The organism is Candidatus Schekmanbacteria bacterium (genome assembly GCA_016219965.1).
In the GTDB taxonomy this organism is placed as follows: Bacteria; Schekmanbacteria; GWA2-38-11; order GWA2-38-11; family J061; genus JACRJM01.
Genome location: JACRJM010000015.1, coordinates 520,822 through 544,730, shown reverse-complemented (window position 1 = coordinate 544,730; position 23,909 = coordinate 520,822). Strand labels below are relative to the sequence as shown.

Annotated in this window: 20 protein-coding genes and 2 tRNA genes; 10 read left to right on the top strand and 12 right to left on the bottom strand. The window is 38.9% G+C overall.

Annotated features, from left to right (window positions below; genetic code table 11):
• Positions 1-19 precede the first annotated feature (19 nt).
• From HZA77_15735 to HZA77_15710, 6 genes are all read left to right on the top strand, one after another.
• Entirely contained in the window at positions 20-1,216 is a 1,197-nt protein-coding gene (locus HZA77_15735; GenBank protein ID MBI5376883.1) for a TolC family protein, read from the top strand.
• A gap of 17 nt (positions 1,217-1,233) precedes the next feature.
• Positions 1,234-2,706, top strand: a complete 1,473-nt coding sequence (locus tag HZA77_15730) for an efflux RND transporter periplasmic adaptor subunit (protein ID MBI5376882.1) — start codon at positions 1,234-1,236, stop codon at positions 2,704-2,706.
• Positions 2,707-2,758: 52 nt separating this feature from the next.
• Positions 2,759-6,040, top strand: a complete 3,282-nt coding sequence (locus HZA77_15725; GenBank protein ID MBI5376881.1) for an efflux RND transporter permease subunit — start codon at positions 2,759-2,761, stop codon at positions 6,038-6,040.
• A 16-nt stretch (positions 6,041-6,056) separates the two neighbouring features.
• Positions 6,057-6,446, top strand: a complete 390-nt coding sequence (locus HZA77_15720; GenBank protein MBI5376880.1) for a hypothetical protein — start codon at positions 6,057-6,059, stop codon at positions 6,444-6,446.
• A gap of 21 nt (positions 6,447-6,467) precedes the next feature.
• Positions 6,468-7,034: a hypothetical protein gene (locus tag HZA77_15715; protein ID MBI5376879.1), complete on the top strand. Its 567-nt coding sequence runs from the start codon at positions 6,468-6,470 to the stop codon at positions 7,032-7,034.
• A 106-nt stretch (positions 7,035-7,140) separates the two neighbouring features.
• Positions 7,141-7,617 carry a hypothetical protein gene (locus HZA77_15710; GenBank protein MBI5376878.1) on the top strand — a complete coding sequence of 159 codons (477 nt, stop codon included), beginning with the start codon at positions 7,141-7,143 and terminating at the stop codon, positions 7,615-7,617.
• Positions 7,618-7,771: 154 nt separating this feature from the next.
• Here the strand turns inward: HZA77_15710 and rlmD are convergent, their stop codons facing one another.
• The 4 genes from rlmD to HZA77_15690 all read right to left on the bottom strand — a co-directional run bounded on the left by rlmD (position 7,772) and on the right by HZA77_15690 (position 10,334).
• A complete protein-coding gene (gene rlmD / locus HZA77_15705) occupies positions 7,772-8,989 on the bottom strand; it encodes a 23S rRNA (uracil(1939)-C(5))-methyltransferase RlmD (GenBank protein MBI5376877.1) in 1,218 nt (405 codons plus the stop codon).
• A 103-nt stretch (positions 8,990-9,092) separates the two neighbouring features.
• Entirely contained in the window at positions 9,093-9,563 is a 471-nt protein-coding gene (locus tag HZA77_15700) for a TIGR00725 family protein (GenBank protein ID MBI5376876.1), read from the bottom strand.
• Between the two features lie 18 nt (positions 9,564-9,581).
• Positions 9,582-9,655: transfer RNA gene (locus tag HZA77_15695), tRNA-Pro, on the bottom strand.
• A 25-nt stretch (positions 9,656-9,680) separates the two neighbouring features.
• Positions 9,681-10,334: a protein-L-isoaspartate(D-aspartate) O-methyltransferase gene (locus HZA77_15690; GenBank protein ID MBI5376875.1), complete on the bottom strand. Its 654-nt coding sequence runs from the start codon at positions 10,332-10,334 to the stop codon at positions 9,681-9,683.
• A gap of 230 nt (positions 10,335-10,564) precedes the next feature.
• On the opposite strand from HZA77_15690, the gene HZA77_15685 reads away from it, so the two are divergent.
• The 4 genes from HZA77_15685 to HZA77_15670 all read left to right on the top strand — a co-directional run bounded on the left by HZA77_15685 (position 10,565) and on the right by HZA77_15670 (position 14,405).
• Positions 10,565-11,803 carry a hypothetical protein gene (locus HZA77_15685; protein MBI5376874.1) on the top strand — a complete coding sequence of 413 codons (1,239 nt, stop codon included), beginning with the start codon at positions 10,565-10,567 and terminating at the stop codon, positions 11,801-11,803.
• 95 nt (positions 11,804-11,898) lie between these two features.
• Entirely contained in the window at positions 11,899-12,330 is a 432-nt protein-coding gene (locus tag HZA77_15680) for a prepilin-type N-terminal cleavage/methylation domain-containing protein (protein ID MBI5376873.1), read from the top strand.
• A complete protein-coding gene (locus HZA77_15675) occupies positions 12,330-13,145 on the top strand; it encodes a prepilin-type N-terminal cleavage/methylation domain-containing protein (protein MBI5376872.1) in 816 nt (271 codons plus the stop codon). Before HZA77_15680 ends, HZA77_15675 begins: the two co-directional genes overlap by 1 nt.
• A gap of 30 nt (positions 13,146-13,175) precedes the next feature.
• Positions 13,176-14,405 (top strand): hypothetical protein, encoded by a 1,230-nt coding sequence (locus HZA77_15670; protein ID MBI5376871.1) that lies wholly within the window; start codon positions 13,176-13,178, stop codon positions 14,403-14,405.
• Here HZA77_15670 and surE read toward each other — a convergent pair.
• The 8 genes from surE to uvrB form a co-directional block, all read right to left on the bottom strand.
• The gene (surE, locus tag HZA77_15665) at positions 14,402-15,151 is read right to left on the bottom strand and encodes a 5'/3'-nucleotidase SurE (protein MBI5376870.1); all 750 of its coding nucleotides are present in this window, start codon (positions 15,149-15,151) and stop codon (positions 14,402-14,404) included. The two genes, HZA77_15670 and surE, sit on opposite strands and share 4 nt — an antisense overlap.
• Positions 15,152-15,213: 62 nt before the next feature.
• Positions 15,214-15,287: transfer RNA gene (locus HZA77_15660), tRNA-Pro, on the bottom strand.
• A 1-nt stretch (position 15,288) separates the two neighbouring features.
• Positions 15,289-15,678 (bottom strand): MerR family transcriptional regulator, encoded by a 390-nt coding sequence (locus HZA77_15655; GenBank protein ID MBI5376869.1) that lies wholly within the window; start codon positions 15,676-15,678, stop codon positions 15,289-15,291.
• A gap of 46 nt (positions 15,679-15,724) precedes the next feature.
• Positions 15,725-17,815 carry an elongation factor G gene (gene fusA, locus HZA77_15650; GenBank protein ID MBI5376868.1) on the bottom strand — a complete coding sequence of 697 codons (2,091 nt, stop codon included), beginning with the start codon at positions 17,813-17,815 and terminating at the stop codon, positions 15,725-15,727.
• A 210-nt stretch (positions 17,816-18,025) separates the two neighbouring features.
• Positions 18,026-19,873: an excinuclease ABC subunit UvrC gene (gene uvrC, locus HZA77_15645; protein ID MBI5376867.1), complete on the bottom strand. Its 1,848-nt coding sequence runs from the start codon at positions 19,871-19,873 to the stop codon at positions 18,026-18,028.
• Positions 19,874-19,959: 86 nt separating this feature from the next.
• Positions 19,960-20,439 (bottom strand): bifunctional nuclease family protein, encoded by a 480-nt coding sequence (locus HZA77_15640; GenBank protein MBI5376866.1) that lies wholly within the window; start codon positions 20,437-20,439, stop codon positions 19,960-19,962.
• Between the two features lie 76 nt (positions 20,440-20,515).
• Entirely contained in the window at positions 20,516-21,829 is a 1,314-nt protein-coding gene (locus HZA77_15635; protein ID MBI5376865.1) for an HlyC/CorC family transporter, read from the bottom strand.
• A gap of 92 nt (positions 21,830-21,921) precedes the next feature.
• A complete protein-coding gene (gene uvrB / locus HZA77_15630) occupies positions 21,922-23,904 on the bottom strand; it encodes an excinuclease ABC subunit UvrB (protein ID MBI5376864.1) in 1,983 nt (660 codons plus the stop codon).
• Positions 23,905-23,909 lie beyond the last annotated feature (5 nt).

The window sequence follows — 23,909 nt, the reverse complement described above, 5'->3', positions numbered from 1 at the left end:
CCAAGAACAAAATGTTATATTGAACGAAATTATCAAAGAAGCGCTTGATAATAATCCCCAGATAAAGGCAATAAAGAGCAAAGTAGAAGCCTTTATGACAAAACCTTCACAAGAAGGAGCTCTTGAAGACCCGACTTTAAAACTTGGGATAACAAATCTTCCATTGGATACATTCTCATTTGGCGATGAAGACATGACTCAGAAGGAAATAGCATTAGGACAAAAATTTCCTTTTCCCGGTAAATTGGCATTGAAAAAAGAGATGGCCGAAAAAGATGTTGTCCTTGCAGAAAGGGAATACGACGAGAAAAAAAATGAAATTACAGAAGAAGTAAAGAAAATCTATTTTGATATTTTCTTCATAGATAAATCAACTGAGATAGCTGAAAATAATAAAAAACTCCTTGAAGAGTTTGTACACATAGCAGAGACAAAATACTCGGTAGGCTCAGGTATCCAGCAGGACGTATTGAAAGCACAGGTCCAAATTTCAAAAGCACTTGAAGAGCTGATAACGCTTAAACAGAAAAGAACAACTTCTGAATCAAGGCTGAATTCGCTATTAAACCGTTCCCAGGGTACTCCTGTAGGAAAAATACCTGAAATAATGAAAACAGATTTTAATTTATCTGCAGATGACCTGATGTCGCTTGCTGTTTCCCGAAGACCTTTTCTTAAATCGCTTTTAGTTTCAGTTGAAAGAGAAGAATCTTCTTATAAGCTTGCCCGTCGTGATTATTATCCTGACTTCGATGTGGAAATAGGCTATGGGCAAAGGGACGGAGGTCTTAATGCTGAAGGTAAAAAGGTAAGCCGTCCTGACATGGTAAGTATGAGCGTATCACTGAATCTCCCTGTTTATTATGCAAGTAAACAGAACAAGAAAGTGGCAGAGACACTTGCTAACATAGACACTGCAAGAGAAACATACAATGCGGCAAAGAATGATATTTTTTTCAGTATAAAAGACAGGGTTGCTGAAATCGAAAAGGGAAATAAGCTGTTAAGCTTATACATCACCGGAATTATCCCGCAGACAAAGCAGACACTTGAATCATCTATTTCCAACTATCAGGTTAATAAAGTAGATTTCCTTACTCTCTTAGACAATCAAATTACACTTTTCAAATATGAGACAGAATATTATGGGATATTAACGGATTATGAGAAGAAGATTGCTGAGCTTGAAACTTTAGTAGGAGGTCCGCTGTTCTGATACCCGGGAGATAGATCATGACTCAAGAAAAAAGAACATTTCGAAATACAATAATTGTATGCCTTGTTGTTATTCTTGCCGGAGCCATTCTATATTTAGGAGCTGGGAGGATTTCAAAGCTTCTGAACAAAGAGAATGCCGTTACACAAAATAAAGATGATGCTGTTAAATCTAAGCAAGACGACATGGACATGAGTAACATGGACATGAATAAGATGACAGCTTCCGGAACATCTGAAAGAAAAATCCTCTATTATGTTGACCCTATGCATCCGGCATATAAATCTGACAAACCTGGAAAAGCTCCTGATTGCGGTATGGATCTTGTACCTGTCTATGAAGGGGAGGGGGGATTAGGCGAGACAATGCTGGCACCAGGCGGAGTAATAATAAGCCAGGCAAAACAACAGCTCATAGGGGTTACGTATGGAAAAGTAAAAGTTGAGCATCTTATTCATACTATACGTGCTGTCGGAAAAGTTACATACGATGAAACAAAAATAGTAAAAATAAGCCCCAAGATCGAAGGATGGGTGGAAAAAGTATTTGCAGATTATACCGGACAGTTCGTAAAAAAAGGTGAGCCTCTGATCAGTATTTACAGCCCTGAACTTGTATCAACACAGCAGGAATATTTACTGGCGATTAAAACAAAAGATGCTCTGAGCAAAAGCCCATTTAATGAAGTTACGTCAGGAGGAAATTCTCTGGTTGAGGCAAGCCTCAAAAGATTGCAGCTTTGGGACATATCTGATGAGGAGATAAAGAAAATAGAGCAAACAGGAGAGCCTTTAAAGACATTGACAATGTATTCACCGGAAAGTGGATTTATCCTTGTAAAGAACGTTTTTAACAGGCAGAGAATAACCCCTGAAACCGAACTTTATGAAATAGCAGATCTTTCGCGGATATGGGTCCAGGCTGAAGTTTATGAATTTGAAGCACCGGAAATCAGGCTTGGCCAGAAAGCGACAATGAGGCTTCCATATAGCCAGGGCGAAACATTTACAGGGGTTGTAACATATATATATCCACAGATTGACCCAGCTACACGGACTTTAAAAGTCCGGCTTGAATTTCCCAATCCAGGACTAAAGCTCAAACCAGACATGTATGCAAACATAGATCTACAGATAGACTACGGCAGTCAATTATCGGTTCCGGAGGAAGCAGTACTTGATTCAGGCACTGAGCAGATAGTTTTTATCGCGCAAGAAAGAGGACGTCTGGAGCCAAGGAAGGTAAAGCTCGGTGCTAAGGTCGATAACCGTTACATTATAATAGACGGGCTTAAGCCTGAGGAAACGATAGTAACATCAGGGAACTTTCTCATTGACTCTGAAAGTCGCCTCAAATCAGCAGCAGGCGGAATGGCGGATATGCCGGGTATGGCTGGGATGGAAGAGGGGAATGAAGGAAAGAAATCTAAAGAATCTGAGAAAAAAGAACCTTCAAAAGGAAGTGGAATGGCAGACATGCCAGGTATGTAAGGGATATAAGAGATGATGATAGATGTAATGCGAGCTAACGGAGAAATTTCAGATGATTAACAGGATTATCGATTTTTGCGCCAACAACAAGTTCATTGTTTTTCTTTTAATCTTTATGGCTGTACTTGGCGGAATCTACTCGATGAACAGCATAACCCTTGATGCCATACCTGACCTTTCGGATACGCAGGTTATAATCTATTCCCGCTGGGACAGAAGCCCGGATATCATGGAAGACCAGGTCACATATCCCATAATAACCTCAATGCTTGGGGCTCCAAAAGTAAAAGACATCAGGGGATTTTCAGATTTCGGGTTCTCTTACGTCTATATAATCTTTGAAGAAGGAACTGACATCTACTGGGCAAGGTCACGGACACTTGAATATTTAAGTAACATACTTCCCAAGCTTCCCCAAGGTGTAAACGTTGAACTTGCAAGAGATGAAACAGCAGTTGGGTGGGTATTCCAGTATGCACTTGTAGATTCAACTGGTAAGCGCAATCTGGCAGAACTTCGCTCAATTCAGGATTGGTTTTTAAGATACGAGATCCAATCTGTCCCCGGCGTTGCCGAGGTCGCTCCGATAGGTGGGTTCGTGAAGCAATATCAGGTCAACCTCGATCCGAATGCTCTTCTTGCATATAAAATCCCAATAAACACTGTAATAGATGCCATAAAGGATGGGAATAACGATGTAGGGGGAAGATTGGTTGAATTTTCTGGTCGCGAGTATATGGTAAGGGGTCGGGGTTATATCCGTGCACCTGCAGACATTGAAAATATCGTAGTTTCAGTAAGTCCTGAATCAGGAACTCCTGTTTTAGTAAAACATCTCGGCAAGGTAGTACTTGGCCCTGACATAAGGCGTGGAATTGCAGACCTTGACGGGGAAGGGGAGACTGTCGGTGCCATAGTGATTATGCGGTTCGGGGAAAATGCCCTGAAGGTCATAGAAAAGGTGAAGGCTAAAATAGCAGATATATCACCGGGTTTACCTGAAGGGGTAAAAATCGTAACTACCTATGACAGGTCTGAACTTATAAACCGTTCAATAGAAACGCTTAAAGGAACACTTATCGAGGAATTGACTATTGTAAGTATAGTCATACTAATATTCCTATGGCACATACCAAGCGCGATTATTCCTATTATCACTATCCCGATTGCCATCATAATATCTTTTATTCCCATGTATGGGATGAAGATAACCGCAAACATCATGTCACTTGGAGGCATTGCCATAGCAATTGGCGCTATGGTTGATGCTGCTATTGTCGTAGTTGAACAGACACACAAGAAGCTTGAACACTGGGATGCCGATGGCAGACCGGGAAATTTTAAAGATGTGGTAATAGGCGCAGTAAAAGAAGTCGGAGCTCCAAGTTTTTTTGCACTCCTTGTAATCGCAGTTTCATTTATGCCTGTTTTTACCCTTGAAGCTCAGGAGGGAAGGCTTTTTAAACCTCTTGCCTTCACAAAAAACTTTGCCATGATAGTCGCAGCAGTTCTTGCAATAACTCTTGACCCTGCAATACGTCTCCTGTTTACACATATGAAGGATTTCAGTTTCAGGCCAAAATTTCTGAGCAGGATAGCCAATGCGATACTTGTCGGAAAAATTCACAGCGAAGAAAACCACCCTATAAGTCGTCCACTGATGAAAATTTACCACCCTGTCGTTGAATTTGCTTTGCGTCATCAACGGATTATGATTACGGCAGCTCTTTTAATCATTGCTGTTACTGTCCCGGTATTTAATGAGCTTGGTTCGGAGTTCATGCCTCCTCTTGATGAAGGTGCCCTGCTTTACATGCCTTCTACGCTCCCCGGAATATCTGTAACAGAAACACAGAAACTCCTTCAGACACAGGATAGGATTTTAAAATCATTCCCGGAGGTAGAAAGAGTATTCGGTAAAGCGGGTAGGGCTGAAACCGCAACAGACCCCGCCCCTTTTTCCATGATGGAAACAGTAGTAATACTTAAACCTCAGTCTGAGTGGTCTAAGGTTCCTCAATGGTACTCAAGTTGGGCACCTGACTGGCTGCAAGGCTTATTTCGCCGTGCATGGCCTGATCATAAGAGCACGCAGGAACTTATTTACGGGCCCGGTGGATTAAACGAAGCAATGCAGTTTCCCGGAGTAGTAAATGCATGGACTATGCCAATAAAAGCACGAGTTGACATGCTTACTACAGGTGTAAGAACACCTGTAGGTATAAAAATCCTCGGCCCCGATCTGAAGAAAATTCAGGAAATTGGTCAGCATATTGAATTAGCTCTTAAAGATGTGAATGGGACAACAAGCGTATTTGCAGAGCGGACTGCAGGAGGGTACTTTCTTGATTTCGACCTGAAGCGCGAGGAACTCGCCCGCTATGGACTAACAATCGGTCAGGCTCAAATGTCCATAGTCTCAGCAGTTGGAGGAGAAAATATAACAACTACAGTTGAAGGAAGGGAACGTTATCAGGTCAATGTAAGGTATATGCGGGATTTCAGGAGTTCAGTTGACAAACTTAACCGCATACTTGTGGCAACCCCAAATGGGGCTCAGGTTCCAATGGCACAGATAGCCGACATCAAGATGCTTTATGGACCGGGAATGATAAGGGATGAAAATGGACGTCTTAGCGGTTATGTCTATGTTGATGTCTCCGGCCGCGATATTGGAAGCTATGTAGCAGACGCAAAGAAGACCGTAAAGAATAATGTAAAGCTTCCGGCAGGATATACTCTTGTATGGAGCGGGCAATATGAATCTATGCAGCGTGTTGAAGAAAGACTTTTAGTTGTAATACCAATTACTATTATGCTAATTTTTCTGCTGCTTTACTTTAATACAAAGTCTGTTGCGAAAACCCTTATTATATTCCTTGCTGTGCCATTTTCAGCAGTAGGCGCAATCTGGTTTCTTTATTTGCTTGGCTATAATATGAGCATAGCAGTCTGGGTAGGTCTTATAGCCCTCATGGGCGTTGATGCAGAAACCGGGGTTTTCATGCTTCTCTACCTTGATATTGCATACAATGAGATGAAGGATAAGGGACGAATGAGTTCAAGAGATAATCTCCGGGAAGCTATAGTAAATGGAGCTGTCAAAAGGCTGAGACCGAAATTCATGACAGTTGCCGTTATGTTCATGGGTCTTGTACCAATTATGTGGTCAACCGGAAGTGGGTCTGATGTGATGAAGCGTATTGCAGCTCCGATGGTAGGAGGAATATTCACATCTTTCCTTCTTGAGCTTTTCATCTATCCCGTAATATTTATGATCTGGAAATGGCATTCTGAAGTTAAACAGGAAGTTCAAAAAGTACAACAAATTTAAAAAAGGAGGATTAGAAATGAGATTGAAAAAAGTGGCTGTTTTTTTTACCAGCATCTGTGTTGTTTTCGCATTATCGGGTTTTAGCTTTGCAGGAATGGGAGGAGGAAAATCAGGAATGATGGGCGGTAATGGCGGAAATAAAGGTAAAACCAACATGGGAACCAAGAAAAACAATGGAGCAAATCATAGTTCAAAGGGTAAAAAAGGGAACAAAAATAATCTGGACACCAGTGATACTCCCATAACCGATACAACCCACATGGGGAATATGGACAGCATGCATAACGGCGACAATAACAACATGGATACACATCACAATGGCAGTGATCAGCATATGGGAGACGGCAGCAATATGATGAACAGCGGAATGGGTGATAATCAGGGAAATATGGGAATGGGACAATAAAACTTTTAGGAGAGAATTAAAATGAACAGCAATATAAAAAATATATTATTCACTTTAACAATAGTTTTATTATCCTTTCAAGCAAATGCCATGAGCTGCTGGTCTGGTTCGGGAATGGGGAGTGGAAGAGGAGAGAGTTATAATGATAATATGAGAAATATGCAAAATTACTCCCAAAGTAGAAAAAGTCAAAGCAACACAGAAAGTTTTTTTACAGATTTACAATATGAGTTGAATCTGAGTGAAAAGCAAATGAAAGCTCTTAACGAGATACGAGCTGAATATGAAAAAGAAAAAAGTTCCAAGGAGTCTGATATATATAAGATTGATGAATCTCTGAATGATATGGAGACCAGAAAAGATGTAAATATGAGCGAAGTCAAAAAAAAGGTTGATGAATTGGAGAGATTACAAAAAGATTTGAAGTGGGAATATATTGAAACAGTTGAAAAGGCCAAAAAAGTTTTAACTGATGAACAAATTAATTTACTTTCACTCAGATCAACAAATACAAATTCAACTACAATGAACTCAGGTATGCCAGGTATGAATGAAAATATGGGCTCACATATGGATAATGGAATGTAAAGGAGGGTTTAGATAATATAACCTAATATCAATGTTGAGATATAGAGGTTGACGAATTAGAAATTTTAATTAAAAAGAAGGTATGTATTAAGGAGGTAAGAGAGATTTGAGACGCAATATAGCTTTTATTTTGTTTTTAACGCAGATGGCATTTCTTATTGGTATGGGTAAATTGCCTCTTGTTTCTGATCAAAAATGTGCTCTTTGCGGAAGGGAAGTACACCATGATATGGTTGCTAATCTTACCTTTAAGAATGGCGAATCTGAGGCAGCCTGTTGCCTCCAATGCGCAATTACTTACGAAAAACAAACCGGTAAAAACGCAGAATATATTACAGTGACAGATTATTATTCACATGAAACTGTTGATTCGCAAAAAGCATTCTTTGTTGTTAAAAGCAATATTTCACCCTGTTGTAATAAAGAAATTCTTCGGATACCTAATGGAAACGCACTTATGTTGAAGTATGATAGGTGTCTGCCAAGCATAATAGCTTTTAAAAATAAAGACAACGCCACGAAATTCATGACAGAGCATGGCGGAACATTAGAAACGATACAAGATCTTAGAAGTAGCGACTAAGTATTTTCAATATAGGAAGATCTGACTCCAACCAACAATACAACAATGTATAACAGTGAGTTTTGTTAAACATATTAAAGTTAACATAATATATATTATCAGACGTTATAGATATATGTCTTTGTGGGTTCTATTCTTTGCTTTTCTTATTTTTTTACTGTGCCCTGCTAAGTTTTATTGCAGTTTCTATATGATATGATTGAGGAAAAAGATCTATTGGCTGTATCTCATCTATTTGGTAGCCATTATTTACAAAAAAAGAAATATCTCGTGAAAGAGTTGCAGGATCACATGAAAGATAAATTATTTTATTTACCATTGCTTTTGCAATCCTTGATTTTACGTCGTTGGTACACCCAGATCTTGGCGGATTCAATAAAACACCACTAATTTTATCATTATCTTCAAAAACTGCTTTTAAAGCATTACCTGCGTCTCCCTTTACATATGAAATATTTTTTAGTTTATGTGCTCGAATATTAGCCTGCGCATCTTTAACAGCATTTTCATTATCCTCTATACATATTACTTCATTTACTTTTTGTGCCAGAGGTATGGAAAAAGTCCCAACACCTGAGTAAATATCAGCAAAAAAATCTGTTTTTTTTGGACTACAAAGCCTTAATATTAACCTCACAAGGTCTTCGCGTAATAGATGATTTATCTGAAAGAATGAGTTTGAATTTACACGATATTTTAGTTCGCCAATACTTTCATTAAAATAATCTTTTCCGTTTATCGCGACTCTTCTGGGCTCTTCAATGACTATCCCCTCAACCCCCTTAACATATTTCTTAAGGTCTGCACCTAATCGATCAATCATATTTTTGGGAAACTTTTCTCCTTTGAGAGTTAAAATCATTTTTGAAGAGACAGCACAAAGAGCAATCTTGATTTTTTCTGTATGTTTATTTATGTCGTTTCCGCAGAAATAGTTTATAGCTTCTATAACTTCATTTATCTTTGGATGGCATATCAGGCATTTTTCTATCTGAACTATATTGTGGCTGTTTTTTTTATAAAAACCAAGGAAGGCATCATTTTTTTGTCTTTTTTTAGATACTTTAAGTTCAACACGCGTTCTATAGTTGAAAGGGTCAGGAGAAGGAATAATTGGATTAACAAATGGTTTTTCTATCTTACCTACCCTTTTAAGCATATCTTTAATAATGGCCATTTTCATCATTAGCTGACCACGATAAGTTACATGCTGATAATCACACCCACCGCAATCAGGGAAATAAGTACAGGGCGGGGTTATTCTTTCCGGAGAGGCCTTTACGAACCCAGTGATTTTCGCAATCAGGTAGTCTTTCTTAGTCTCAACTATTTCTGCTTTTACGGTTTCTTCAGTTATTCCAAATGGAATCATTACAGGTTTATCAAGTACCCAACCAAAACCAGAACCTCCATAAAGAGGCTTCTCAATTTTTGTGACTATTTCTTCTATGACTAATACTCCTTAGAAATATTATTTATTCTATTTCGAGTGTTTTTTTTATCAATAAGATTGCTTCTTCATGGGAATCTGCAGCTATTATTTCATCGGATACAGTCCAGGTATTTATCCCTATCACTGGCTTGCCAAGTTTAATGGCTATGGCTATTTCAGAGAGTGTACCATAGCCTCCGCCAATTGCAATCACACATTCTCCGCTTCTAACAACAATATTATTTCTCGCGTGACTCATTGCTGTCACAATCGGAATATCAACATAGGAATTAGCTTCTATCTGCTCACCCGGAAGTATTCCAACTGTAGTGCCACCTGCATCCTTAGCTCCTTTACAGACAGCCTCCATAACTCCACCGAGCCCTCCACATATTACGATAATTCCTAATAATGCAAGAGATCTACCAAGCTCAATTGCCGTCTCATATTCTTTGGTTGTGCAATCTCCTGCTCCGATTACAGCAACTTGTCGTTTATATGAGTTTTCTATCATTTAAAAAGGTAGTGTAAATCGGGGCGACTGGATTTGAACCAGCGACTCCACGGTCCCGAACCGTGTGCTCTACCAGGCTGAGCCACGCCCCGCTCATTGCAATAATATTCCGCACTGCTATAAAGAATTATTTGACCAGCCGTATCTTCCTATCAATTTCACAAAAACGCAACCGCAAATATCTTCAATTTCTACACCATTTTCATTTTTTGTAACCCGCTTAAGTATCTGGCTTTCCCCATTCCCGACAGGAACAATCATCTTCCCATAAGTCTTGAGTTGCTCAACTAGCCCTAATGGTACATCAGGAGATGCAGCAGTTATAATTATATCATCGTAGGGAGCTTTCTCTTTCCAGCCGTAGGTTCCGTCAAATATTCGTGTTGTTATATTTGTATAGCCAAGAGCATCAAGAGCTTCCCGTGCATGCAGAAGCAAAGAACTGATTCTTTCTATTGAATAGACCTCTCCTACTATTTCAGCAAGGACTGCTGTCTGATAGCCTGAGCCAGTACCTATCTCAAGTATTTTTTCTCCACCTTTTAGACAAAGAAGTTGTGTCATAAGGGCAACCATATATGGCTGTGATATTGTCTGATTTTCACCGATGGGGAGAGGTGAATCACTATACGCTTTATGCCTTACGTCTTCAGGAACAAACAAATGCCGGGGAACCTTACGCATGGCATAGAGAACCCGGAAGTCATGGATATCTCTTCCCTCAAGCTGTTCAACAACCATCTTTTCCCGGACTGAATTAAAGTTTTTCATTCTTTTCTTTTTATCATCCTTATTTCACTATACGATTTACCTATGAAGCTTTTGTTAATATCATAGATGTTGTTATAGCGAAGGCTTTTTTGTAAAGCAAGAAAAAGGTAAAATCAACTCATTGGAATAATTGCTGATTGTAACTTTAGTGCATACCTTTGTTCTGAAAAAATACCGATATTATAATCACTTCAGGATGTAGAAATCTCCACATTTTAAGGAGGATTATAATGAAGATGAAAAATATAAACAATAAAGGAATGGCACTTCTTATTTCCCTTCTTGCAGGGATGGCATTAACATTGATTTCTATTTCTGCAATGATCATTGTTTCAACAAATGTGTTCATTGGAAAGAACACCAAGGACTTGACCGCATCTCTTTATGTTGCAGAAGCCGAGGCTTACAAGGCATTAAATATTGTTAATGCATCTACTAGTAACTATGCGTCCTTAAGTCGGCTAACAACTATATTATCTTCTGACAGTATTGGCACTGGCACTGGCACTGTAACTGTTGAAAAAATTGCTACTGATTCAAATGGAAAAGCAGTTTTAAGACTTAGCTCTACGGGCCACTCTGGAACATCCAATAAAAGTATATCCGTTATCATTGCTCCAGAGTATAATTCTAAGTTCAAATATGCAGCATTTGCAAAAAATAAAATTTCATTTTCAGGAAACTTTACCACAGTTGACAGTTATGATTCATCAAAAGGAGCATATGGAGGAACAAATGTTAGTTCTGATGGAGATATCGGGATAAATTCAACAGCAGCTGAAGCTATGGATATAGGAAACGGTGATGTATACGGTGATGCATATATTGGTCCAAGTGGCAATTTATCAACAGTGATTCATACAACGTCGGGTGCACTTCTTACTGGGATAAAAGGAGTACTTCCTTCAGCAGTTGATCTTCCACCTGTCACTATACCGGCTTTTTCCGGTTCTAATGTATCTTCCGGCACAACTTTGAGTCCGGGGAACTTTGGAGATATTAATTTAGAGGGAAGTAACACAGTAGTTCTCAATGCAGGTTCAAGCAATCCCGGAAAGTTTTATTTTAAATCCATTACCTTATCAGGCGGTGGCAAAATAAGCATAACCGGTAATGTTGAAATTTATGTTCTCCGTGATCTTGTAGCTGCAGGAAATGGAATAGCAAACCCATCAAATGACACTTCTACTCTTAACATATATGTACAAAAATATGATGAAAATAGTGATGGTATAGCAGATAATAAAATTGAGTTAAAAGGAAATGGCTTATTCTATGGCGGTGTATATGCACCTGATGTACCAGTAAAGATAACTGGTAACGGGGATATGTATGGTGCTCTTGTAGGAGAATCAATAGCCCTTGATGGACAGGGGAAAGTTCATTATGATACACGTATGGCTACCGGTGGAGGTTCTGGAGGTTCATCAATCACAAAATATATAATTAAAAGTTGGAAAGATATTTAACAAATCAATATTATATATATATTGATTACTATATTATTTTTTGTTGTTTATAATTACATGATATCAAGAAGTAAATTAAAGAGAGAGTTGGATTAGTGGAAAAGAAAAAATTGTATAACACACAGCCAGATGATAGAGGTTTTACCCTTATAGAAGTTATGGTTGCTGTTTCACTAATGACTGTCGGAATATTAAGTTTTCTGATGTTAAGCAGTGTTCTTATAAAATCACAGAGCAGCAGCTACATGCAGAGTGTCGCGCTCTATCTTGCGCAAGAGAAAATAGATCAAACAATGAATCTTCCTTTCACTTCATTGGTTACAAGCACAACTAATGAAACAAACAGCCAGATTGCGACAGCGCATCCTGAAATAATTGGTGTAAAATCTGCTTTTACAAGAACAACATCGATACTTGTTGACTCACCATCTGCAGGACTTAAATCGATAACTGTAACTGTTAGCTGGAAGGACTCAAACAGGATTTCGCACTCTGTTAGTTTATATTCAGCGACAATGGCATTCTAATGAAAAAAAATAAAGGATTTACATTAATCGAGCTAATGCTGTCTTTAGCCATCACAGGTTTCATTGTACTTCTTCTTTTTTCCATACTTAATTTTCAGCAAAAATCCCAAAAACATCAGGAACAATTAATTGATATGGTAGAAGACTATAGATGGTTGGTAAATACAATTGGAGGAAATATAAAAGTTGCAGGTTACGGTGCACCAAAGGCATCACTTAGCAGTTGGATAACATGGAAAGCAAGTATAACTTCTCCGGTTCTGATTACGGATGGAGGATCTGCTCCTGATAGTGTTATTATAGTAAGTGCATTCGGCAAACCCTACCCTTATGATTCAAGCGCTCCAAGACTAAGCACGACTGCAAGTGCAGGAGCCACAACTATTCAGGTAAATGATGGATCATTATTTAATACTACAACCAAGAGCCTTATTTTTATAGGCGGATATGAAAATGCTGTAATTAAAAGTATATCAGGTAACACTCTGACAATTGACACCAATCTTTCAATAACTGGAAACCAGGGAATACAAATATCTTATGTTTCCGGAGCACCTATAGAAATAGTTAAGACTGTTACATACCATATTAATAATGGAAACCTTACATCTATTGATGATGACGGGACAGAAGAAATTATAACTGAAAACGTAGAGGACTTGCAGTTTTCCATTTCTGGAAATATGGTTTCTTTTTCGGCAAGACTAAAATCCAAATATCCTGAAAAAGGCTACAATGATGGGGTTTATAATGACGGATACTTGAGAATATCTCAAAACAATTCTGTGCTGGTTAGAAATAACTTGTTTAAATAATTATAACTTAAAATAAAGTGTAAAATTTTTATGAAAATAAAAAGAGATCTCAGAGGTTTTGCATTGTTTTTCACCCTGATAATCTCAATAATAATGGGGTTGCTTATAGCTGGTCTTATGATTCTCACAAATACAGACATATTAATGGGAAAGAATGTCAAAGACATATCCACTTGTTCATATATAGCAGAAGCAGGTGCTTACAAGGCACTTACTGTTATAAATGCATCGACCAGCACTTATGGAGCACTTACTGCAGGTGCCACATCTACAATTTTTACTAACGACAACGTAGGTACGGGGCAATGCACTGCTGGAATACAAGCAACTGGGACAGATAGTTTTGGAAAACCATATCTTCTTTTAAAATCAATAGGGACAGTATCAAGTACAAACAAAACTGTATTGATGCTTGTTAAACCTCAATATGACTCAAAATTTAAATTTGCAGCATTTGCAAAAAATAAAATTTCATTTTCAGGAAATTTCACTGCCGTTGACAGCTATGACTCGTCAAAAGGAGCATATGGAGGCGCAAATATTGGAACAGATGGGGATATCGGGATCAATTCAATAGCAGCAGAAGCTCTGGATATAGGCAACGGGGATGTTTACGGTGATGCATTTATCGGACCAACCGGAAATGTGTCAACAGTAATCAAGACTCAGGCTGGAGCTGTTCTTACAGGTATAAAAGGAGTACTTCCTTCTCCTGTCAGTCTTCCTACTGTTACAATACCAGCTTTCTCCGGGTCAAATATAAGTTCAAGTACCACGCTAAGTCCTGGCAACTTTGGAGAACTTGACCTTTCAGGAACTAAGACTGTGACGCTCAATGCTGGTTCAAGCAATCCCGGAAAGTTTTATTTTAAGTCAATTGAATTAACAGGAAGCTCTCAAATAACTACAACCGGGAATGTGGAAATTTATGTCCTTGAGGACCTTAAGGCTGAAGGAAACGGAATTGTAAATTCAACAGCAGATACTTCAAAGCTTACAATATATGTTCAGAAACATGATGAAAATGGTGATGGTATTGCGGATAATATAGTTAAATTAGCTGGCAATGGTGGTTTCTATGGCGGAGTCTATGCCCCTGATGTTCCGGCAACAGTAACCGGGAATGGAGATATATTTGGTTCAATTGTGGGAAGTACAATAGACTTTGCAGGTCAGGGAAAATTGCATTTCGACACAAAGATGTCAAGCGGAAACGGATCGGTGCAGAAATTTGTAATAAACAGCTGGAAGGATATCTAAGTAAATTTTAGTTCCCACCCTCTTATATTATCAATTGCATTATAATTAGTAAGATCAAGATGGAGCGGCGTAATTGAAATCATGTTCTGCGAAACAGCTTCAAAATCTGATCCAGGCTTTTCATGCCATGTATGGCTTCCACCTCCTATCCAGTAATAATTTTCGCCTCTTGGATCAACCTTCTCATGTACTATATCTGTATAAGTCCTTTTCCCCTGCTTTGTTATTGCAACACCTGTTATTAACTCTTTAGGCAGATTCGGCACATTGACATTAAGTAAAGTATTAGATGGCAATTTTCTTTTTATTACTTCTTCCATAAGTAAAAGTGCAAAATCCGCTGCAACCTGAAAATATGTACCTTTTCTTTCTGTTAATGAAATTGCGATGGAAGGTATTGAAAGAAGTGCTCCCTCCATTGCAGCGGAAACAGTCCCTGAATACATTATATCTTCACCGAGATTTGAACCATGGTTTATCCCGGATATGATCAACTCTGGCATATCATCCATTATGCTGTTTACAGCGAGGTTTACACAGTCAGTAGGCGTACCATCAATGCTATGATAATTTTTTTTGATTTTTTTTATTCTCAGAGGCCTGTGCATGGTAAGAGAATGCGAAGTGGCACTCTGCTCCCTGTCAGGAGCCACTACTGTCACATCGTAATATTTAGCGATGGTTGAAGCAAGTGTGTGCAACCCGGTTGCATCAATTCCATCATCATTAGTAACAAGAACATTCATTCCTAATAATTCAGATCCTTTATTAAAAGGTAGAAGGTAATCATCTGTTTAAAATAAAAAAATCGGGGCGACTGGATTTGAACCAGCGACCCCTTGCACCCCATGCAAGTGCGCTACCAGGCTGCGCTACGCCCCGATTAATGCTTGTTAAGTCTTGTAAGAAGACTTTTCAAATTACTCCGAATCCGAAGTAAGGCTGTATGACTATCAGACTTAAGACTTATTTTGCCGTTTCCTTTTTTCTTCTGTCTGCCAAACTCCTCTGAAAGTTTTTTCTTTGCTCCGGCAATAGTGAATTTCTCATCATATAGGAGTTTTTTTACTTTAAGCACCATTGCTACATCTTTTTTTGTATATACTCTCTGGCCATTTCTGTTCTTCACAGGTTTTAACTGTTTAAATTCAGATTCCCAGAAACGTAGTACATGTGCATCGATTCCGGCCAGTTTACTCGCTTCACCAATCTTGAAGAACAGCTTGTTTGGTATCTCAGAATTCTCGTAAGTATCAGCTTGCTCCGGCTCTATAAGATCCGGAAGCGTCAGTTGCGCTGCACTTGACTCTGAGGAGGAATCACTCTTTTTCTTCTTTTTCTTTTTTGTGCTCTGCAATTATCTTCTCGCTTAGATGGGCCGGGACTTCCTCGTAATGAGAAAATCCCATTGTGAAAAATCCCCTTCCACCTGAGATTGATTTAAGACTTGGCACATATTCAAGCATCTCAGCCATAGGTACCTGTGCCTTTATTACCTGTATCTTTCCCTTGGCATCAACACCTTTCATCCTCCCTCTCCGAGCATTGACATCACCAATAATATCACCCATGCAGTCTTCAGGAACTGTAATTTCAACGTCCATTACTGGTTCAAGAAGAATAGGTCTTGCATCCATAAATGCTTTTTTGAATCCCATTGACGCCGCGATCTTGAAAGCCATATCCGAAGAATCGACTTCATGGTAGGATCCGTCATAAAGGGTTACACGGAGATCTACAACAGGAAATCCTGCAAGCTCTCCGTGAACCATAGCCTCAACTATCCCTTTCTCTACCGAGGGAATGTAATTCCTCGGTATTGCACCCCCGACTATTTTATCTACAAACTCGAAACCTTTGCTCCTCGGAAGAGGTTCAATCTCAATCCATGCATCACCATACTGCCCTCTTCCGCCGGATTGTCTTTTGTATTTTCCCTGAGTTTTTATTTTTGCTTTTATAGTTTCCCTGTATGGGATTGTCGGCTTATGCAATTCAACTTCGACATTGAATTTTCTCTTAAGCCTTTCAACTGCAAGCTCAACATGTGAATCTCCCATACCTGCGAGAAGCGTCTCTCTGGTTTCAGTATTTCGATTAACACGCAAAGTTGGATCCTCTTCGCAAAGCCTTGCAAGACATGTAGAGACCTTCTCTTCGTCTCCCTTGGTCTTTGGCAAAACCGCATAGGCTATCATCGGAGATGGGAATGAGATGAAATCGAATGTAACAGAATTATCCTCACTGGCACAAATAGTATTTCCGGTTGTAGTTTCCTTAAGCTTCGCAAAAGCCGCAATGTCGCCTGTCTTTACTATCTTTGCAGGCACATGTTCTTTCCCATGAAGGAAAAATATCTGACCAACCTTTTCTATTATTTTCTTTGATGCATTATAAAACTGCGAATCTGACTCTAACTTCCCTGAATAAACACGGAAACATGAGAGTTTTCCCGCAAAAGGATCTGCTATTGTTTTGAAAACGAGAGCATTGAATGGACTATCATCTCCGATCTTTATCTCTTTTTCGGTTCCATCCTTAGTCTTTCCCTTTACTGTAGTTTTTGAATCAGGAGACGGAGTATAATTTACAACAGCGTCAAGTAAATCATGGACACCGATATTTTTTTCCGCAGAGCCGCACAAAATAGGAACAACCTTCCCTTCTGTTACTCCCCTTTTCAATAGGTCTCTAAGTTCGTCAGTTGATATCTCTGTTCCTTCAAGATACTTTTCCATGGTAGCTTCATCTATCTCTACAAGAGATTCAACCATTCTATCTTTTAAAGATGCTGTATCTGCTGCAATGTCTTGAGGCACATCGACGACATCATATTTGCCGCTTTCATCGTTTTTATAAATATGAGCTTTGTTATCAAGCAGGTCAACAACACCCTTAAAGTTCTGCTCTGAACCGATAGGATACTGAAGAGGTACAAAGGATACTTTGAATACCTCCTTTAATGCTTCAACAGTTTTTTCATAATTCGCGCGTTCCTTATCCATCATATTCACAAATACAATGCGCGGCAGTTCCAATTCATCGCAGAAATTCCATGTCCTTTCGGTTTGGACCTTAACACCTGAATGCGCATCAACGAGAAGGACTGCTCCATCAGCAACCCTGAGGGAGGATTTGATATCACCAATGAAATTGGCATCTCCCGGAGTATCTATTATATTTACCTTGTTTTTTTTCCATTCGCAGAATCCCAATGTAGCGCTTATAGACCCTTTCTTTTTGATTTCGTCGGGGTCATAGTCAAACTTAGAAGTACCGTTGATTATTTTTCCAAGCCTGTCAGAAGCACCTGCGCAAAACAACATCGCATCACTTAAAGTCGTCTTACCGTCACCGCCATGTCCAATAACGCAGATATTCCTCAGGTTTGATAAGCTATATTGAGCCATTCATACCTCCATAAGAATTTTGGGTTATCATGCCAGTTATAAATTCTTCTTCAAGTATCGAAAAATTAAATGACACAAGGGAATTGCGGTGTCAAGAAATTTCAAGAGTAAATGGGAACATTAAAAGAATAAAGATTGATAAAAAAATCAAACACATGCCTCAAGAGCTTTAAAAAAAAGGTTTAACGAGTGAAAACCTCATTATTTTTATCACTTATCTGCTTTTATTTTTTCGATTACCATCTTGGCAAGCGATAAATTAATTCCTGTTTTTTCTGATATTTCTTCAGGCGTATATTTAGATATTCCACTGACACTTCCAAAGATTTTGAGCATCTGGCTTTTTTTTCTCTCTCCGATGCCTTTAATAGAATCAAGAACTGAAGACTTAAATGAATTATTTCTGAGCTTCTTGTGGTAACTGATTGCAAATCTGTGAACTTCGTCACGAACTGACTGAAGAAGAATAAGTGCCGAAGAATCTTTTTTCATCCTTACTGGATTTGGTCTCCCCGGTAAAATTATTTCTTCACGTGAATAATCATCATTGACCAGAAGATCCCAGTTTCTCTCATATTTTCTTCCTTTTGCCAGGCCCACTACATCAACCATCCTTTCAGCTCCGGCTTCCTTTAATGCATCCATAGCCTTGTTAACCTGCCCTATCCCACCATCAATGAGAAAAAGATCAGGAAGAGTTTTCTTTTCTTTCAACAACCTGTTTATACGTCTTGCAACCACTTCTTTAATCATAGCAAAATCATCTATACCCTGTTTTTTCTTTATAAGAAACTTTCTGTATTGATTCTTTTTAAAAAGACCCTTCTCCCATACAATAATAGCTCCAACATTGTTTGTCCCCATAGTATTTGATATGTCAACTGCTTCTATGCGTTTTGGTTCAGAAGCAAGTGAAAGCCTGTTCTTTAAAGCCTTGAGAGTATCAGTGAGTTTTTCTTCTTTTTTAAGATATGATTTTAAAAGCAGTTCTGCATTTTCTGACGCCATCCTAACAAGGGAGTATTTTCTTCCCTTTGTTGGTGAGATTATATTGACTCTCCTTCCCTTTATTTGCGAAAGCCATTTTTCAATATTCCGGCGGTCGTTGACTTCAGTCTCAGTTATTATCTCGAAGGGAATAAAATTGTTTCCCTGGTAGTATTGTTTAATAAATGATTCTAATACCTCTGATGGGTCGTTATAAAAAAGGTTATCAACAAAGAATTCCTTCTGGCATATGAGCTTCCCGCTTCTTCCTATTAATACACAGAAAACTGCTCCGGAATCAGTCGCCCTAAACGCAACGATATCCTGATCCTTTCCAGATATCATGTTTATTTTCTGCCTTTGAGCTATTACATTAATTGCATTTATAGAATCGCGAAATGAAGCAGCTCTTTCATATTCATATCTCTCTGCTGCCTCCTCCATTTTTTTTCTGAGGATTTTTAAAAGTTCCTCATTTTTACCTTCAAGAAACATCACTGCATCACTTACAGACGACAAATAGTCTTCCCTGCGTATTAATTCTGCACAGGGAGCGCTGCAGAGTTTCATCTGGTAATTCAGGCAGGGTTTTTTGGATCTTACAGCCACACTGCTTCTGCACGTACACAACCGGAATGCCTTCATTACTACTCTGATTATTTCTCTTACAGATGCTGACGAGGTATATGGCCCGTAATATAGAGCATTGTCTTCTGAGATTCTTCTTGCCATAAGAATCCTGGGTATCTCTTCGTTGACCGTTAATTTGATAAAAGGATATTGTTTGTCATCGCGTAAACTTATATTGTATTTTGGTTTGAACTGCTTTATCAGGTTGTTCTCAAGGAGAAGCGCCTCAATTTCATTTGCAGTTAAAATATAATCAACACTATTTGCCCGAGACATCATCATGGGAATGCGGGGATTAGCAGAGCTTCCTTCCCTGAAATAGCTTACCACCCTGCTTCTCAGGGATTTTGCTTTCCCGACGTAGAGATAATTTCCAGATGCATCCCTGAAAATATATACTCCCGGACCTTCAGGGATGTCATCCAAATGAGGTTTTTCCACAGAATTAGCCTTTAAAAAAATATATTTGCAAATGATTATATAGTTTAAAAATAAGGAAGGAAAGTGAAGCGGTACTTGTGTCCAATCTACATCTTATATTTGCCAAAGTCTTCTGGCTTCAGGCTTTCAAGAAGCTCTTTCCATTTATCATCTTTACCCTCTTCCTGGATTTCTATTGATTTTGCCTTTTCCAGAACAACATCTTCGACAAATATTGGAGCTCCCGTACGTAAAGCCAGGGCAATTGCATCACTTGGACGTGAATCGACTTCTGTAAGCTCTCCGTTCTTTTCAATTCCTATGATTGCATAGAATGTATTATTGCGAAGATCGTTTATAGTTATACTTTTTACTACTGCCCCCATGTTTTCGATGATATTTCTAATCAGGTCATGTGTCATCGGTCTTGGCGGAACAGTTTTTTCAAGCTCAAGAGCTATAGCGGTTGCCTCGAAATAACCAACCCATATTGGAAGCATTGATTTCTTATCCAAGTCTTTCAGTATCACAATTGGTGTCTTGGATACAGGATCAAGCATTAAATTGTTTACTTTCATTTCCTTCATAACTTCTCCTCACCTTTTAAAGGCATTTTATTGCATCCAGGCCTTTCGGTACATTATAGTAATCTTTTAATTTAAATCAAGTTACTTCCTTTTTTGGTAGTGTCTCAGTTTCTTTGTGAATTTTATCTTTTTCAATCTTAAGCTTAATGATCTTTCTCTTGCTTGCCTCCAGTACGGTTATATTGAAATTCTTGTAGCGTACTCTGTCTCCTGTTTTCGGAATTTTTCCCATAAGATCTACGACAAATCCTCCAAGAGTGTCATAGTTGTCTTCAGGAAACTCAGTTTCAAGAATCTTTTCCAATGAGTTAAGGTCTATCTTAGCATTTATTACAAGAACTCCTTCCTGGTTAGAAATAATCAATTCTTCATCTTCGTCATGCTCATCCCTTATTTCTCCTACAATCTCCTCAAGGATATCCTCAATAGTTACAAGACCGGATGTTCCCCCGTATTCATCAACGACAATTGCCATGTGGTTTTTTGTTTTTTGAAACTCTTTCAGGAGTTCATCTATGCGCTTGGTCTCAGGGACAAAATAGGGCTCCCTCATTATATCAGCGATGTCAGTCTTTATATCATCTGATTTTTCAGACCTGATAAGATCCTTTGAGTGTAATATTCCCACTATATTATCAGCGTTGATATCATACACAGGAAGTCTTGTAAGACGTGAATTAATAACTATATCACGAACTTGATCATATGATGAATTAAGCTCAATAGTAATCATATCCATCCTTGGAACCATTATCTCTCTTACAACTTTGTCCTCGAGGTCCATTACCTTTTCGAGCATTTCCTTCTTGGATGGTTCTATAGTTCCTTCTGAATCGCTTACATTTATAATGTATTCAATGTCCTCTTCAGTGACAAATGGACCGGTTGCACTATGCGTTCCTCCCAAACCCACAATAAATGTCTTCGAAATGAACATTAAAAGCTCTGTGACCGGATAAAATAGATAATAAAATATCCGAAGTCCTATTATTACAGGTATTGCTGATTTCTCAGCATTATGCCTTGCAAAAACCTTTGGAGCTAACTCGCCAAATATCAGTATTGTTGTTGTTACCAATATGAAAGCAATCATTTCTCCAATATTTCCGCTTTTCCCGAAATTCTGAGTGGCATAAAGAGCAGTTAGAAAAGACGCAAGCAACTCAGCAACGGTATTACCAAAAAGTATTGTTGCAAGAACATGATTAGGTTTATCCCTCCACATTTTCAAATAATTTGCTCCGGTCCTTTCTGAATCAATTATCTGGTTGGTTTTAAGACGGCTCAACGAGGTAAGTGCGGTTTCAGATGCTGAAAAAAAAGCTGACAAAAGCAAGCAGATCAAAACCCCGATTAATTCAATTGGTATAACACTTAAAAATTCTTCCAATTCTGTATTACCTTTCTGCCGGCAAAGTCTTTGCTAAATGGCATATTAAATATCTATTAAAAATTTATGGTATAATGAAATTGCAGTCAAGCTTATCCTGACTTATTTTTAAGGCTTTTAGTTCTTTCCCTTATTATATCACGATAAAATGCGGCTTTTTCGAAATCAAGCCTTACCGCTGCGGACTTCATCATTTCTTCAAGATAGGCTATGTCTGTTTCCATAAGTTCTTTGTGTTCGCTCATATCTTCCAGCTCTACTTCGGAATAATCCAAATCACACATCTTTTTTATATCATCCGAAATATCCTTGTTGATTGACTTCGGTGTTATACCATGCAGTTCGTTATATGCCTTCTGTATATTTCGCCTTCTGCTCATTTCTTCTATTGCCCTTGTCATCGAGCCGGTAATGGAATCAGCATACATAATTACTTTTCCATTTACGTTACGCGCCGCCCTTCCTGAAGTCTGGATTAAAGAAGTCTCTGAGCGGAGGAATCCTTCCTTGTCTGCATCAAGGATTGCAACAAGCGATACTTCAGGTATATCAAGACCCTCTCTAAGCAGGTTTATGCCTATAAGCACATTGAATTTCCCGAGCCTCAAATCCCTTATTATCCTGATGCGTTCCAGCGTCTCTATATCAGAGTGAAGATATTCAACCCTAACGCCAACCTCTTTGTAATACTCGGTTAAATCCTCCGCCATTCTCTTTGTAAGTGTGGTGACTAGAACACTCTCTTTTCTATCAACGTGCATTCTTATTTCGTTAAGAAGATCGTCTATCTGGCCTTTGACCGGTCTTATATAAATCTCCGGATCCATCAATCCGGTCGGCCTTACAATCTGCTCTGCAATATTCCCGTCCGCAATATCCATTTCATAGGCAGCAGGCGTAGCAGAAACAAATATCAGCTGTTTTATCCTTTCTTTGAACTCTTCAAATTTCAAAGGTCTGTTATCAAGGGCAGATGGAAGCCTGAATCCGAAATCAACAAGTGTTGTTTTTCTTGAAAAATCCCCCTTATACATCCCTCCGATCTGCGGAATTGTCACATGGCTTTCATCAATGACAAGGAGATAATCCTCAGGGAAATATTCGAGCAGAGTACTTGGGGGCTCACCTTTATTCCTGCCGTCAAGATGCCTTGAATAGTTTTCTATCCCTTGACAAAAGCCAATCTCTCTTATCATCTCCATATCGTAAAGCGTTCGCTGCTTCAGTCTCTGGGCTTCAAGAAGTTTGCCGTTTCCCTCCAGCCATTCCAGACGTTCTTCAAGTTCGTCGGAAATAAGCTTTAATGCCAGTTCAAGTTTGTCAGGAAATGTCACATAATGGCTATTGGGATGAATGGCAATAGAATCAGTTTGAGAAATCCGCTTTCCGCGAACCAGGTCAATAATTGATATTCTCTCAACCTCATCTCCGAACATTTCAATTCTTACTGCATTGTCTTCATAGGCAGGATATATATCAATCACATCTCCCCTGACCCTGAACGTGCCTCGCTTGAGATCAATATCATTCCTGGAATACTGGATATCTACAAGCTTGCGTATGATATCATCGCGCTTTATCTTTTGACCGGAAGACAAGTTAAGGTGCATTGCATCGTACGTTTCAGGAGAGCCCAGGCCGTAAATGCACGACACGCTCGCAACAACAATTACATCACGCCTCTCAAGAAGTGCCTTTGTTGCCCTGTGGCGCATTCTGTCAATATCATCGTTGATCGAGGTTTCTTTTTCGATGTAAGTATCGGTCTGCGGTATGTAAGCCTCGGGCTGGTAAAAATCATAATAGCTTACGAAATACTCAACTGAATTATCAGGAAAGAATGATTTAAACTCGCTGTAAAGCTGTGCTGCAAGGGTTTTGTTGTGAGCGATTACAAGAGTAGGTTTCTGTACTTCTTCGATAACTTTGGCGATTGTGTATGTTTTCCCCGAGCCGGTGACACCGAGCAGAACCTGGTATTTATCTCCTCCCTTTATCCCTTCCGCAAGTTTTTTTATAGCTTGAGGCTGATCTCCTGTTGGAGAGAAAGGGGATTTTATGACAAATGTATTCATCTAAA